This window comes from Phyllobacterium sp. P30BS-XVII (assembly GCF_014138335.1).
GTDB classification, from domain to species: Bacteria; Pseudomonadota; Alphaproteobacteria; order Rhizobiales; family Rhizobiaceae; genus Phyllobacterium; species Phyllobacterium meliloti.
Map to the genome: position 1 here is coordinate 86,677 of NZ_JACGXO010000007.1, position 12,835 is coordinate 99,511.

The 12,835-nt window shown below is 53.8% G+C and carries 13 protein-coding genes; 2 read left to right on the forward strand and 11 right to left on the reverse strand.

Annotation, left to right across the window (positions count from 1 at the left end; all coding sequences use genetic code 11):
• Positions 1 to 37: 37 nt before the first annotated feature.
• The 3 genes from FHW17_RS18935 to FHW17_RS18945 all read right to left on the reverse strand — a co-directional run bounded on the left by FHW17_RS18935 (position 38) and on the right by FHW17_RS18945 (position 2,485).
• Complete coding sequence (locus FHW17_RS18935; protein ID WP_182510559.1) at positions 38 to 331, reverse strand: metalloregulator ArsR/SmtB family transcription factor; 294 nt, start codon at positions 329 to 331, stop codon at positions 38 to 40.
• Positions 332 to 478: 147 nt separating this feature from the next.
• On the reverse strand, positions 479 to 2,107 hold the full coding sequence (locus tag FHW17_RS18940; RefSeq protein ID WP_182510560.1) for a dihydroxyacetone kinase subunit DhaK: 1,629 nt from the start codon (positions 2,105 to 2,107) through the stop codon (positions 479 to 481).
• 237 nt (positions 2,108 to 2,344) lie between these two features.
• A complete protein-coding gene (locus FHW17_RS18945; RefSeq protein ID WP_162700255.1) occupies positions 2,345 to 2,485 on the reverse strand; it encodes a hypothetical protein in 141 nt (46 codons plus the stop codon).
• 172 nt (positions 2,486 to 2,657) lie between these two features.
• Here FHW17_RS18945 and FHW17_RS18950 point away from each other — a divergent pair, with 172 nt between their 5' ends.
• Positions 2,658 to 3,122: a hypothetical protein gene (locus tag FHW17_RS18950; protein ID WP_182510561.1), complete on the forward strand. Its 465-nt coding sequence runs from the start codon at positions 2,658 to 2,660 to the stop codon at positions 3,120 to 3,122.
• Between the two features lie 48 nt (positions 3,123 to 3,170).
• Here the strand turns inward: FHW17_RS18950 and FHW17_RS18955 are convergent, their stop codons facing one another.
• On the reverse strand, positions 3,171 to 4,190 hold the full coding sequence (locus FHW17_RS18955; protein ID WP_182510562.1) for a GlxA family transcriptional regulator: 1,020 nt from the start codon (positions 4,188 to 4,190) through the stop codon (positions 3,171 to 3,173).
• A gap of 136 nt (positions 4,191 to 4,326) precedes the next feature.
• On the opposite strand from FHW17_RS18955, the gene FHW17_RS18960 reads away from it, so the two are divergent.
• Positions 4,327 to 5,235: a DMT family transporter gene (locus FHW17_RS18960; RefSeq protein WP_182510563.1), complete on the forward strand. Its 909-nt coding sequence runs from the start codon at positions 4,327 to 4,329 to the stop codon at positions 5,233 to 5,235.
• A gap of 51 nt (positions 5,236 to 5,286) precedes the next feature.
• On the opposite strand, the gene FHW17_RS18965 is transcribed toward FHW17_RS18960, so the two are convergent.
• The 7 genes from FHW17_RS18965 to FHW17_RS18995 form a co-directional block, all read right to left on the reverse strand.
• The gene (locus FHW17_RS18965) at positions 5,287 to 6,759 is read right to left on the reverse strand and encodes an amidase (RefSeq protein WP_210275959.1); all 1,473 of its coding nucleotides are present in this window, start codon (positions 6,757 to 6,759) and stop codon (positions 5,287 to 5,289) included.
• Between the two features lie 103 nt (positions 6,760 to 6,862).
• Positions 6,863 to 7,540 carry a DUF2848 domain-containing protein gene (locus tag FHW17_RS18970; protein ID WP_182510564.1) on the reverse strand — a complete coding sequence of 226 codons (678 nt, stop codon included), beginning with the start codon at positions 7,538 to 7,540 and terminating at the stop codon, positions 6,863 to 6,865.
• Between the two features lie 41 nt (positions 7,541 to 7,581).
• A complete protein-coding gene (locus FHW17_RS18975; protein WP_182510565.1) occupies positions 7,582 to 8,898 on the reverse strand; it encodes an MFS transporter in 1,317 nt (438 codons plus the stop codon).
• Between the two features lie 125 nt (positions 8,899 to 9,023).
• On the reverse strand, positions 9,024 to 9,743 hold the full coding sequence (locus FHW17_RS18980) for a DUF4286 family protein (RefSeq protein WP_182510566.1): 720 nt from the start codon (positions 9,741 to 9,743) through the stop codon (positions 9,024 to 9,026).
• 181 nt (positions 9,744 to 9,924) lie between these two features.
• Positions 9,925 to 10,860 (reverse strand): LysR family transcriptional regulator, encoded by a 936-nt coding sequence (locus tag FHW17_RS18985; RefSeq protein WP_182510567.1) that lies wholly within the window; start codon positions 10,858 to 10,860, stop codon positions 9,925 to 9,927.
• 111 nt (positions 10,861 to 10,971) lie between these two features.
• Positions 10,972 to 11,742, reverse strand: coding sequence for a pyrroline-5-carboxylate reductase (locus FHW17_RS18990; RefSeq protein WP_182510648.1), 771 nt, complete (start codon positions 11,740 to 11,742; stop codon positions 10,972 to 10,974).
• Positions 11,743 to 11,833: 91 nt separating this feature from the next.
• The gene (locus FHW17_RS18995; RefSeq protein WP_246706914.1) at positions 11,834 to 12,727 is read right to left on the reverse strand and encodes a LysR family transcriptional regulator; all 894 of its coding nucleotides are present in this window, start codon (positions 12,725 to 12,727) and stop codon (positions 11,834 to 11,836) included.
• Positions 12,728 to 12,835: the final 108 nt, after the last annotated feature.

Sequence of the window (12,835 nt, forward strand, 5' to 3'; positions counted from 1 at the left end):
CTGACCGATGCAACAAGATCAGATGGAGGCATGCTGGCTAGATTATCCCGGTCATATCCCGCAGGAAGGACGCGATCGTGTCTTCGTTGCGTTTGTAATAAACCCATTGTCCAACGCGCCGGATTGTAACCAGTTCCGCTCGCTGCAAGACAGCAAGGTGCGCTGACACTGCCGATTGGGACAGACCGCAGCGTGAGAACTGGCTGGCACACACTCCCAGATCGAGAGAGTGTTCCTGACTGGAGAAATAATGCTCTGGATTCTTCAACCAGTGGACAATCTGCAATCGGACCGGATGGGCAAGAGCTTTGAGGATCTCATCGTTTTTCATTCCTGATAGATATGAATGAATCGCGATGAGGCAATATATATATCGTGAATACACGATATAGTGATGGACCACTTATCCTATTCGCAGGTCCGGTAAATCACCACGTCAGCTTGTGAACCATGCAGAAGCAGAACAGCTTCTCACGTTTCAGGTTGGACTGATCGCCAGATGTTCGAACAATCGAGCTACGGCCTCAGCACCCGGATCAATATGTCCCTCGAGTTGCTTGGCATTGATATAGACCGCGCGCCCCGCTTTGGCACGAACGAGTGTCGCCGTTAGATTAGCCCCTGTCCGCGCCGCATGGGCGGCAGATTGCAAACTTGTTCCAAGGGCATCCAGCGCAGGAGCAAGTGCATCCACCATAGTCCGGTCGCCAAGGTGAGCCCCACCAATTTCCTGCATGCGCACCAGTCCGGCTTTCAGAGCATCATGCATGGGTAAACCGTTTGCTGCACCATCGCCCGCCGCAGTGAAGAAAATGGCAAGAAGAACACCCGATGAGCCGCCCATCGTCTGGCTGAGTTCCAGACCAATCGCGCGCAACAATTGCGCATGGTCCGATAGTGGTAAACCATCAACCGCTTTGACCAGCGCCCTTGCCGCCCCCGCCAGCGTAGAACCGGTATCTCCGTCGCCAGACTTGGCATCCAAGGCATTCAGATCATGCTCTGCGGAAATAAGCACATTGCAGCAATTGATGAGCAATTCCCGCGTCTCTTTATGATCGGACGGAAGCGGGGCCAATGGCATCAGGCCATCCGGCAGTGCCGCAATAACTATCGGCTTAACCTGCGAAAGACCCGGCCATGCGGTTAACGATACCGGTTCAGTCAAAGCCTCGAGATCTGACCCATCCGCAGGAAAAACGGAAACAGAAAAACCATGCATGTCGAGAGAAGTCATCATGGCTGCCGGGCCAACAACATGTGAAATGTTCTTGCCAATTGATGAGTTGACAAGTTCATGAACCAGTACCGACATTTCAAGGACAGAGGTACCACCGAGATTATTGATGAGAGCAACGTGTGGTGTGTTATCCATATGAGCTGCAAGCTTGCCGGCAACTGCGCCCATCGCCGTTTTGGCGTCGGTGTAATCTATCTGCTCTACGCCCGCTTCACCATGTATGCCCAAACCGAGTTCCACCATTCCCGCAGGGATACGGTTCTCTTTGGGTGATCCGGGAACCGTGCAGGTATCAAGCGACATGCCTATGCTTTTTATACCGGAAATGACCCTCTTGGCCGCATGCGTGATGGTCTCCAAAGTTGCACCACTTTCTGCCATCGCACCGGCAATCTTGTGTACAAACAGCGTACCGGCTATTCCGCGCGGCTGCGGCAAGTCTGGCAGCGCAATATCGTCATCAACGATCACCATGTTCACTTTCAGCCCAAAGCTGCGCGCACGTTCCGCCGCAAGGCCGAAATTGAGCCGGTCGCCGGTGTAATTCTTCACGATGAGAAGACAGCCTGCGGGCCCAGTCACTGCCAATATAGCGGCCAGAACCGCATCTGAACTCGGGGACGCAAATACATCACCGCATACTGCGGCCGTTAACATGCCAGCTCCGACAAAGCCTACGTGAGCCGGTTCGTGACCAGAACCTCCACCCGAAACCAAGGCGACCCTTGATTTGTCCCAGTCGCTGCGAATGACAACGCGAATATGCGGAAAGCCATCAAGGCGGGTAAGTTTACCCTGCGAGGTTGCCAAAATGCCATCTATTGCGTCCGTGACGACATTTTCTCTCTTGTTGATAAACTGTGCCATTGAAACTCCCTTAAACGAGGCGCACATCGCCTCCATCTGTCTCTTCGTACAATTTCGCCCCTATACCGGTTATATCCCTTAAAGACTTCCGTCCGGATTTTCCACGGAGCTTGCGGTCCGGTAACGAAATACCAAGGAAGCCCTGTCAGTTTGATAACAACGCGATTCGGCGCTCGCGAATATTATCAAACCGACTTTGACCTAGCTCGACCACCACCGGGCTCAAAAGGGCAGGATCTATATGGCCACGAGAAAGCGCAGCACCCGTTCATCGTCACGTTCACCGAAGCGGTCATCCTCACGATCTTCGTCGCGGACGTCTTCCACCGGTTCATTATTGGCTCTGGCAGTGATCGTTGGCGTTGGCGCTTTAAGCATCTGGGTGGCAACGCAGCCCAAAAAATCGCAAACAACATTCTCCAGCCTATTCGAGCGCACAGCTACACGTACTGGACAATCGACAGTTGCAAAGCCTGAGGCAACAGGAAGACAGCCTGCGAAAAGCGACCCGGAACAAGAAAAAAGTCGTACCGCCACTTTGGTTGCTCCTGTGCCACGGCCTTCCGTTGCTGTCGGCGCGCAACCCGCAACGATAAAGCCCGTACAGCGGGCAGAATTGCAGCCACCACAGCCGGAGCAACGCCCGCATCTTTCCGTCGGCCCTGTAGAAAAGGCAGTCATCCAGACACCACGCGGCATCAATATGCCCAACATGATGCCATCGGTCGTTTATGCCCGCGAAAGGCTGACCTTGCGGAGCAAGGCATGGGATAAGTCTGCGCCTGCGGGCACTGTCGAGAAGGGACGCGAAATGCGCTCTTATAGCAAAACCGGCAAGTGGCATCGTATTGTGGTTCCGGCCACCGATATGATCGGCTGGGTGCATGAAGATATGCTGATTACCGGAAAATCCCACGCTGGCATTTCAAATATGGCAACAGGCGCGATATTTGCCACGCCCAAATCGGGGCCCGTGCAGGCGGTCTATCCACCCCGCCCGGTAGGTGCGCAATAGAGCCCGGATTGTCGCTTGCCTTTGTCACCTATGATTGACACTGCAACTCTATGGGTTTGTCGGTTTCAGTGCCGACTTGCGACACTCACGCGGAGTACTCGCGAAGCGGCGGCGGAACATCCGGCTGAAATGCGACGAGTCGGAGAAGCCGCATTCAACCGCAATGGTGGTGAATGATTTATCGGTATTTTCAATCAGTTGACGCGCCAGCGATAATCGCATGTCTATGAAGGCCGCCTGCGGAGATGTCCCGAGTACCCGTTTAAAATGCCGTTCGAGGCGGCGCTTGCTGATGCCCAGATGCGTGGCAATCTGGCTAACAGAGATCGGCGCATCCAAGCTTTGCTGTAGCAACAAAAGTGCTTTCCTTACAAAGGGATCGCTGGTGTTAAAATCAAGCGTAGGACTTGGCTGTGGCGATTCTTCCACCTCAGCTTCGTTGATCATCATGATGTGCAGGCTTTTGGTTGCTGGTGCCTTGCCGATATGCTTTTCCACCAGGAATGCGGCCAAATGCGCGGCACTTGCCCCACCGGGGCAGGTAAGTCGGTCCCGGTCGACAATGAATATCTGATTGGACACCGGTCGGAGACCATCAAATTGCTCCAGGAAATCGGCGTGATGAAACCAGCTGACGCAACAGCGATAACCATCCATCAGCCCGGCATGATGTAGAACGAAGGCACCGGTACAAACACCGATGAGTGGTATTTTTGCCGCAGCCGCCCGTTGGAGATATCGCAAATATTCTGAATTTAGATTGGGTATTTCGTCAATCAGTCCGCCTATCACCGCGATATAGTCAAACTTGCCGGGATCGCCGAGCCGCTCATTCGGTTCAACCATCACACCGCTGCTCGAAGCCACCGGGTGCATCGTATTGGACAACACACTCCACGCGCAACGGATTGGCCGGCTGCGATCGCCTTCGTCGGCCGCCAGCCGCAAAACGTCAATGAAATTGGCAAAAGCATTTAGCGTGAAGTGCCGCGCTAAAATGAAACCAACTGACAGTTGCAAAGCCTCACCATTTGGGCGGCCCGGCCCTTTTATCCAGCGCTCACGCATGAATACCCTTCCTTTAAGCCAAGTGTCGCATACATAACATGTAATTGACGCATCCATTCTGTTCGAGCGCAGCAAATCCAGCAATAGATTTCAGGAGACAATTTTCAGGCGCCCCCTGAACTGCTGGATTTGCCCCATGATACTTACCTATGCTGCGTTCATATCGCTTGGACTAATCTGGGGTTCCAATTTCATCTATATGAAATGGGCGGCTGCCCTTATCAGCCCTGAACAGATCGTCCTTTTGCGGGTGTTTTTCGGCTTTCTGCCACTGGCATTCACGGCTTGGCATAAAGGTATGATCGATCGCAGTCAGTTGCGTCATCTGCCGCATTTTTTCGTTATGGCTGTTGCGGCAACCGCTTTTTACTACTTTGCAATTGTGAAAGGTACACAGTTGCTCCCCTCGGGCATCGCTGGCGTGCTGGGTGGGTCGATAGCCTTGTTCACTTCGATCTCCTCGCTCCTGTTTCTGCAAACGGAGAAATTCAACAGATTGATGGCGATAGGAGTTGTCTTAGGCTTTGTCGGCATTGTTCTGATTACAAGACCCTGGGAGGGAGAAAACAACTCCGTCAATCTGGTAGGTGTTATATGGATGCTGTCAGGTGCGATCGTCCTTGGACTGTCGTATGTTTACGTCCGCCGCTTTCTGTCACCCCTCAGCTTGCAGCCTCTGGCGCTTGTCACCTGGCAAATGGGGTTGGCCTTGATTGTCCTACTCCCGCTGACTGATTTCTCCGGGATCGGGCGGATACTAGAGAATTCTCATGCGGCCATCGGCCTAGTGGTTGGACTTGGCGTTTTGGGCACCGGAACTGCCTTTCTGCTTTATTATTTCTTGCTGGAAAAACTCGGTGCTATTGCGTCGTCAGGCTCGACCTATATCACACCGGTTGTCGCGTTGCTCATCGGCTGGATCGCCGGTGAGAAAGTGGGCTGGCTGGAATTGGCAGCTGTTATCCTTATTCTCACCGGTATCGCGATGTTGCAGATTGGACGACAACAAGCGGCTCACCAGATAATACCATCTCAAAAACCGTGAGCGGCATCTGGCACTGGTCGCAACTCAGGCATGAGCCGTTGCAGAACTGTATTACCGCCCACGGGAAGGCCCGACTACGGATTCAATTGATCGTCCGACAGCCAAGATATGCTGGTCCTGATTCTGAACTCCAGCGATCATAAGTCCAACCGGTGCGTTTCCAGCCTCATGACATGGGACCGACAAGGCGCAACCGTCGAAGATGTTAACTGCCGATGGATTGCGCAGCATGCGCCCATTGATCCGGTAATAGGTCTCGTCGTCCTTGATGACGTCAGCGATGGGCGGCGCGACATCAGGCGTTGTCGGCATCAGCATGGCGTCATAACCCGCCGCTGCCGCATTAACATTGCGTATGAACTGGCGCCTGAGTGTCTGCAGATCAACATAATCGGCGGCCAGTATGGTTTCACCAGTCTTGATCCGCGCAAGAACGCGCGGGTCGTACTTGTCTGCTCCATCCTTCAGGAATTTGCGATGCCAGGCATAGGCTTCCGAGGCCGTTATCATTCCCTTGGGATTGATTGTGGGTGTCATCTCAAATTCGGCCATCGGCAGCTCGACGATTTCTGCGCCTGCGGCTGACAATTTCGATAGCGCTGCATGAAAAGCATTTGCCACTTCCGGCGAAAGGTCATTCTGAAAATAAACCTTCGGCACAGCAAACCGCAAATCTTTCAAAGCCAGACTTTTTGGGGCCGCCAGTTTTTGATCCGCGATGACGCTGTCCAACAGGATGCAATCTTCCACGGTCCATCCAATTGGACCGGCGGAGTCAAAAGACGTTGAAAGTGGCATGACGCCATCGAGCGTTACCCGCCGCTGTGTCGGCTTGAAGCCGACAAGGCCATTGAGAGCGGCGGGGATGCGCAGTGATCCACCTGTATCCGTACCAATCGCACCTGCCGCCATTCCGTCCGCTACGGAAATGGCACCGCCTGAGGTCGAACCACCGGGAATGCGTCCCGTCGCACGATCGAAGACATTGTTGGGAGTGCCGTAATGTGGATTGATGCCAAGACCTGTGTAGGCAAATTCGACCGTATTGGTGCGGCCAATTATAATGGCTCCCGCCTCTCTCAAACGCTGGACAACAACGGAATCCTTCGTCGCAGCGGGCTGACCAATCAACACCGTTGATCCGCCAAGTGTCGTTTCTCCAGCTTCGTCAAACAAGTCCTTCACGGATATTGGGATGCCGGCAAGAACTGGCAGCTTGTGACCTTGCTTGCGCTTTGCATCGATTGCGTCAGCCGCCAGCTTCGCTTTCTCAGCATGAACCTTGATGAATGAAGGCTTGCCTTCACCGTTAGGGTCATTGATCGCGGCCAACGCATCATCAACCAATTGCCGGCTTGTGGTTTTGCCCTCTGAAAGGCTGCGTGAAAGGTCCGTAATCGATCGATCGTGCATGGAATTTCCTGATGTAGAAGCAAACGCATGGGGAAGGAAAGAATTGACGCCAGCCATGGCAGCACCAATAGCACCTGCTTGAAGGATCGCGCGCCGTTCTTTATCCATCATATGCCCCTCGTGTGAGTGGTGATTGCATAGCTTGGCTGATCGCTTCAGCTTATTGGGTATAGAAGAAGAGAGCTAGAGACAGGAGCCCCTTACAATATCCTCTTCAAGCGACCATGGGCAAGACTTGTGCATCGTATGCATGCCTGATTGTCCGCTTCAACACGGGGTCATTCAGCTCCATTTCGAACCGATCTGATGACCTTATTCCCCCGATCGCTGCCAGGGTGCCGCAAAACATCGCTGTCCCGGATGCTAGAGCTGCGTTCTCGGTATGACGGCGGATCAATTCCCGAGGATTTAACAGCGATGCCACGCTACCTTCCTGATAGAGAACGCGTTCATTAGAAACCGTAATCCATGAGCGAAGCTGCAATTCGTCCCAGTGCTTTTCCACCTCTTCAAATCGCCACAACGCGCGTGCCACAGGCTTGGTACAAAGTTGTTTCGAGACTGCTACGGAATACGTTTCCACCTTGCGATCCGTATGGTCTGATCCAAGACCAACGAAGAGTTCTCCCTCAAACGATAAAATCATGATCTCGGCCTCCCCCGAACTTTCAGGCCCGAGGACCTCAACTTCAGAGGAGGTCGTCAACTGATCTGCCGCGACACGATAATAGAGCGGCACAGTGCTGGGCCGGGGAACGCCCAGCACCGCGAGTTCTTCGATATGGTGCTCGACGGCCGCAAGATTACGTCCCGCCCAGCCCGCAATGACGAGAGAGTTGATCGGAGCACGCAACTCTTGGCCGTCAGGTAGTACAAAGGAAAGGACATGCATCACAGAACTCCTGTTTGTGGGATCATCCGGTTGAAGGCCGATTAGTCTTCCAGTGGCCTGTGTGCTGTTTCACGGGCAAACAACAGGGCCAGACCCGTCACGCACAAAGCGCCAGCCACGTAGAGAGAGATTGCGACAGTGTGGTTATAATTCTGGAACAGCGCCGCGATGATCAAGGGCGCAAAACCACCGCCGACAATCCCCGCAAATGTATAGGCGAGGGATGAACCACTGTAGCGAACCCGCGTCGGAAATTGCTCAATCACGAAGGAAGCCTGTGGCCCATACATGGCGGCATGCAGAAGTAATCCTACGACGACAGCTAAAACGATCATCAGCGGCTGTGCCGTGTCGAGAAGCATAAAGAACACAAACGCCCAAACGATAGCACCCGCTGTACCAAGACCATAAACCGTGCGCCGTCCCCAACGGTCCGACAAGGCTCCAAAGAACGGCACGGCAACAGCGTTACAGGCGGTGCCGATCAGCACGGCAACAAGGGCCATGGAACGCGGCAGATGCAATACGGTCGTCACGTAAGTCAGTGTAAAAACAACGATCAACCCATACAGAACATCAGATCCGATGCGCGAGCCGCCAGCAAGAAGCAGACGACGCCAGTGAAGGCTCAGAACTTCCTTGATGGGCGCTTTTGCTTTGGCAGCCGACTCCTCAAGGCTTTTGAACATCGGAGACTCACCCACTCCACTCCTTACCCAAAGGCCGAACGTGACCAGAGCAAGGCTGACGATGAAAGGAATGCGCCAACCCCAAGCCAGAAATGCCTCGTCAGACATCGTCGCGGTAATCGCTGCAATCAAACCTGTACCAAGCAATGTCCCAAATGACGGGCCTACCTGAGTCCATGATGCATTGAGTCCCCGCCGATCTTGCCTGCCATGCTCCACCGAGAGCAGAACAGCCCCTGCCCATTCGCCGCCGAGAGCGACGCCCTGCAGGAAACGGAGTGCGACCAGCAGTAGCGGCGCAAGTGCTCCAATTGATGCATAGGTTGGAAGCAGACCCATCAAAGCGGTTGTCAGGCCCATTGCGATCAATGTTGCCACCAGCACCGCACGGCGGCCCAGTTTATCGCCAAGATGACCAAATATAATGCCGCCCAAGGGCCTCGACACATAGCCAACGGCATAGGTTGAAAAGGCGAGGATGGTTCCCGCCAAAGGGTCAAAATTGGGAAAGAACAGGTGGCTGAATACCAGCGCCGCCATAGTATTATAAATGGTGAAATCATACCACTCGAGCGTGGTACCCACCATACTGGCTGTGGCCAGCCGTTTGGTTTGATTTTGTGAATGACCGGGTGCATGGATGTGGTCGACAGTGCTTGCAGTTTGCATGAGTAACCCCTCTATTGTTTTTCTTGTAGGTAAGATTGTTCGTCGGATGACACGCCCTTGCGATGGCCGTGCGAAACATTTCAGATTCAGTCCTTCTTGGTTGATGCAGAACCAAAGTGAGCGGTTTAGGCAGCGACGGTCTGCGTGTCGCTCACATGCGACGACAGGTGAGATGCCTGCAGTTGCCAGAGCAACTCAAGGAATGCCGTGTGTAAGGACGCATCGGGCGAGATGAAATTGCTCGCCTTGAAAGCAGCTTCGCGGGCCACTTTTTCGCTGCTGGCCTCAATCAACAGTATGGGATCGAGAACACGTCCATCTCTGACTTCATTGGGCAATGGCGTGGATTTGATCGTGTCCGGAATAAGGAGCGATGTTGAAATAACACCCGGCAATTCCTGAACCAATGCCCCTGCTCCACGAAACGCCGCCATTTCTTTTTCGTTTGGCAATCGATCAAGCCGCAGAACCGCCAGATATGCTCCGGTTCCAAATCCTGTCTCGGCAGTCACAGAACAGACGCGGCGCATCGGATCAATCATCCGGCCCAGATTGGTTACAGACCATGGGGTCTGACGTGTGAAGGCTTTCTCGTAGGCGGGACTGGCGAAAACATCGAGGGAGGTTGTTCTGTAGAGACCAAGGTAACGGCGACCCGCACCAATGATCTGATACCGTGTGCCGGAACTGAAACCGGGAATGCGCACACGTTCTTCCACATGCTCCCGGTCATACCATCGATTATAATCATCTTCGGCCGAAGGGTCGACATCAGACCAGACAAACAGCATACCCGACGGTGCTGGAACTGCCTCTTCCTGCGTTGCAGTGTTCGGTCCTGTCATTTGATCAATGCCTCCATAATGATGAGGTAAAGAACAACGAACAAGTGAGTTTGGGTCAAACGCGTTTTTCCGATCACGAGTGATCGATAAAACTGTTTGAAGCCGGGCAATCAATTTTCGGCTCCCACAACTCATCTTTCAAACCGAATAAAACGACTAAGCCTATGAATTACATATGCTTTTATCTGGCCTCCTCGGGTCCGGGGATAGCGAAGTCAGGGCCTACACTGAGCGCATACTGCGCAGCCTCTTGCCGCGCCATGGCCCCAATAACCTCGACTGTCTGGCTACTCGGGTCTGTCATAAGGCTGGCCATAAGATGCAGCTGAACCATCCGGGTGGTACATGGGATAACAACCAATCGTCCTGCAGACAGTTCGTCACGGAAAGGCGCCAAAGGCACAAGTGCCGCGCCAAAACCTGCACTCACCAAACGCGATATTGCGGCAAGTGAGCTTACGCAATGCACGCGTTTGGGTTGAATCCCCGCATCCCGGCAAGCCTGCAAAAGTGCGTCGTGAGGCTGCGATCCCCGCGACATTGTTATGGCTGGCCGCTGGACAAATCGCGCAATCGGCAATGGACTGCCGTCGCCCCAATCATCTTCAGGCCTGCCGATCCACGCCATCGGCATCGTTCCCATCCGCTGGTTGAGAATTCCGTCACCCAGAATGGCATTGGTCTGCAAGGCGATATCGAGCTGCCCTCGCCGCAACTGTTCGTGCAGCCGGATCGTCGGCTCCGCAGTCAGTTCGATTTCCAGTTCCCCATGCGCCTGACGTACACGCTCCAGAAACGGAATGAGCCAAGTGTAGAGAATGGTTTCGACAGCACCGATGCGAACAGTGCCGGTTAGCTTGGCGCCGGGCGCCAATGCCCCATTCATCTCACGGGAAAGATCCAAGATGCGCTCCGCATAGTCGAGCAACATGCGCCCTGCGGTTGTAATACGAACTTCGCGCACTTCGCGGTCGAACAGGCGTTTTCCGAACTCGCTTTCGAGTGAGGCGATACGGCTGGAAATGGCGCTTTGTGTCATATTGAGCCGGTCAGCTGCACTGCGGAAACTGCCCAGTCGCGCCACCCACACGAATGCTTCCAGAAATCGCGTGTTCATACCGATGGTCTCCAATTTGGGATCTCTAAGCGCTGGTAGCAGAAGAAGCCGCAGTACGCCTTCTGCCAGTAAAGGTGGACGACCAACGAACTGCCGACAGGTTTCGCTCAATCACCCCTGTTCAATACGCCTGAGTACGGATTCAAGAGCAAGTGTCAGAGCCTTTGTTCCACCATTGCCGGTAAATTCAGTGAATACCTGCTCGTTCAGCCCGCCCTTTGTCGAAAACTCAGACGCCATTTCCTCGAATGATTGCGCCTGCGATGCGCCCGTTACATGGGACAGTCCACCAAACAACTGTCTTAAATAGCTGCTCGCCTGATCATAGGACATTCCTTCCGCTTCAAGCCAACGGGCGCTTGTTTCCAGCAACCCGAAATGCGTGGCCATCAGCGCACTCGCTGCACCAAAAAGATTGTACTGCTTGAGGTCTCTTGCTTGAACTGCGGTCCCAAGCGGGGAAAACAGATCCGCAATCAGCTCGTTGGGCGGATAGATTGCTGTCGCGCCCTGTAACTCAGCCACGAATGGCAGGGGGATTGTCCGGGTGATCGTGACTGGTACCTTGATCCAGCTGGCAAGTGCCTCGATTTGGACAGCAGCAATAAAGCTCACGACCTGCATGTGTTCGCGAAATCTAAGCTCGGCTATCACTTCTTCAGCAATTTGCGGTCGTACTGCAAGAAACACGATCTCGGCGCTGTCAACCACATCCTGGTTATCTGTTCCCACGCGTACGACGGGAAATTTGGCTGCCAGCCGGGATGCGATATGCGCACTTCGCGGCGAAACCACGATAGCACTGATATCCGACCTTGATTTCATCAGGCCAGTGATAACTGCCTCGGTGATCGCACCAGACCCTACAAAACCTAACTTCATCATTCCCCGCAGTGTTGACGATCCACATGTCATAATGCAATCCAGTCGCCGAGCTTTGCAAACGCTTTGAAGCAGGTGGGCAGATGCCAACTCAACCCGTCAAGCCAGCGCGAATATACTTCGCCATTTCTGATACGGGCGACGCTACACTGCCTTTCGCTATATGCAGACCGATAGAAAACTGCGGCAGATCAGGAAGGCCGTCATCGGCTGTCAATATGCGAAGATCGGCTGGAACCGTACTGGTCAACAATGCCGTGATAGCAAGGTCAGCCCGCACCATGGCCATGGTGGCTTCAATATTGCCGTTCTCGAAAACTGTTCTCCACGGTCGCGCCTGATGCCCGAGTGCAGAAAGAACCGCGGGGCGGAACGCACAGGTTTCAGCGACCATCGATACAGGCAGGGGCGTCTTCAAATGCGCTCCGCCATTTCTGGCACCGATCCAGACAAGCTGCTCCACAAGCGAGTATTCAGCCTGATCTGAATCGACTTCCTCTTCGAGCAGGACAAGATCGACCTCCCGCCTGTCCAGCGCAGTCGTTAACTCCGGTGAAGACGCGCACATCAAAGACACTTCAACGAGCGGATAAGCTTCGGCATAAGCTTTCAGAACCGGCACGGTGATGACGCTGACGAGATCGTAGGGCAAACCAAGCCTGACTTTACCCTGCAGAGCATCCGCTGTCATCTCCGACCAGATATCATCATTGAGCGCCAGAATACGCCGTGCCTTGGTAAGCAGTCGTTCACCCGGTGGTGTCAGTCGAAGACCACGGCGATTCCGTTCAAAAAGGGTCGATCCGAGCATGTCCTCAAACCGCTTGATCTGCTGACTGACAGCACTCTGCGTTAGGTAACGTGCATTTGCGGCGGCCGTCATGCTGCCGTGATCGGCAACCGCCATAAATGTTCTGAGAAGGTCAATATCCAGATTTCGCGACATCCCAGCATTATGAACGATAATGCCAGATACCTTCAACATTAATTTTCTTGATCTCAATTTTCAGCTTAAATTCCGGTCGCTCTGGATATCAAAGTTGGATGCGCCTTTCCGACGGAGGCCGGCAGATCTAGCGCGCCAAACAGAATT

Excerpts from the sequence above, each read along its gene's own strand:
- FHW17_RS18935 (WP_182510559.1), bottom strand. The coding sequence starts at position 331 with ATGAAAAACGATGAGATCCTCAAAGCTCTTGCCCATCCGGTCCGATTG.
- FHW17_RS18940 (WP_182510560.1), bottom strand. The coding sequence starts at position 2,107 with ATGGCACAGTTTATCAACAAGAGAGAAAATGTCGTCACGGACGCAATA.
- FHW17_RS18945 (WP_162700255.1), bottom strand. The coding sequence starts at position 2,485 with ATGCTTAAAGCGCCAACGCCAACGATCACTGCCAGAGCCAATAATGAA.
- FHW17_RS18955 (WP_182510562.1), bottom strand. The coding sequence starts at position 4,190 with ATGCGTGAGCGCTGGATAAAAGGGCCGGGCCGCCCAAATGGTGAGGCT.
- FHW17_RS18960 (WP_182510563.1), top strand. The coding sequence starts at position 4,327 with ATGATACTTACCTATGCTGCGTTCATATCGCTTGGACTAATCTGGGGT.
- FHW17_RS18965 (WP_210275959.1), bottom strand. The coding sequence starts at position 6,759 with ATGATGGATAAAGAACGGCGCGCGATCCTTCAAGCAGGTGCTATTGGT.
- FHW17_RS18970 (WP_182510564.1), bottom strand. The coding sequence starts at position 7,540 with ATGCATGTCCTTTCCTTTGTACTACCTGACGGCCAAGAGTTGCGTGCT.
- FHW17_RS18975 (WP_182510565.1), bottom strand. The coding sequence starts at position 8,898 with ATGCAAACTGCAAGCACTGTCGACCACATCCATGCACCCGGTCATTCA.
- FHW17_RS18980 (WP_182510566.1), bottom strand. The coding sequence starts at position 9,743 with ATGACAGGACCGAACACTGCAACGCAGGAAGAGGCAGTTCCAGCACCG.
- FHW17_RS18985 (WP_182510567.1), bottom strand. The coding sequence starts at position 10,860 with ATGAACACGCGATTTCTGGAAGCATTCGTGTGGGTGGCGCGACTGGGC.
- FHW17_RS18990 (WP_182510648.1), bottom strand. The coding sequence starts at position 11,742 with ATGAAGTTAGGTTTTGTAGGGTCTGGTGCGATCACCGAGGCAGTTATC.
- FHW17_RS18995 (WP_246706914.1), bottom strand. The coding sequence starts at position 12,727 with ATGTTGAAGGTATCTGGCATTATCGTTCATAATGCTGGGATGTCGCGA.